General features: G+C 37.2%; 1 protein-coding gene. It reads right to left on the bottom strand.

The features are described from left to right. Nucleotides 1-669: immunoglobulin domain-containing protein (locus FQU21_RS17525; RefSeq protein ID WP_222708024.1), on the bottom strand; the 669-nt coding region annotated here is incomplete at both ends.

Here is a 669-nt window from a genome sequence, read left to right as displayed (position 1 = left end):
GATATCGCCTTCTAAATCTTCATCATTTGTTAATACATTACCTTTTACCGCGGTATTTACAAAAGTGTTGTTGATATCTGGTGTCGCTGTTGTACAGTTGCTCTCAATAACAATTGTTACTGCTGGAGAAGTACAACCAAACACATTAGTTTCTGTTAATTCATAAGTTCCTGGAGCTAAATCACTAAAACTTGTACCTGTTTGTGAAGCTAATACCGGAGCTACTCCAACTAAAGAATAAATAGATGTTCCTATTGGATTAGTTACACTTACGCTTCCTGAATTTGTAGAACATATAGTACCATTCGCACTATACATAGGTGCTATTGGTAAAGCATTCTCTGTTAGAACAACTGGTATACGCGTAGAACTTGTACACAAAGTTGTTGTATTTTGTGCTTCTACATAATACGTTCCTGCTACTGTAGGGGTATAACTTGTTTCATTATCTACTAATAAATTACCACCTATTGGTGCATCATACCAATCGGCGGTTTCCCCTAATCCGACTGTTACACTTAATGTAGGAATCGTTTCGCCTGAACAATATTCTACAGTGTTTACTGATATCATAGGTGCATCCACTACTGGACAGTTACAATCTGGTGCGGTAATAGCTAAGGTCTCTGAACAAGTATTAGCATCTTCTACCGTTAAGGTGATATCTGT

This window comes from Algibacter pacificus (genome assembly GCF_008033385.1).
In the GTDB taxonomy this organism is placed as follows: Bacteria; Bacteroidota; Bacteroidia; order Flavobacteriales; family Flavobacteriaceae; genus Algibacter; species Algibacter pacificus.
Note: the sequence above shows the minus strand (reverse complement) of the source record. Positions and strands in the feature narration are given on the sequence as shown.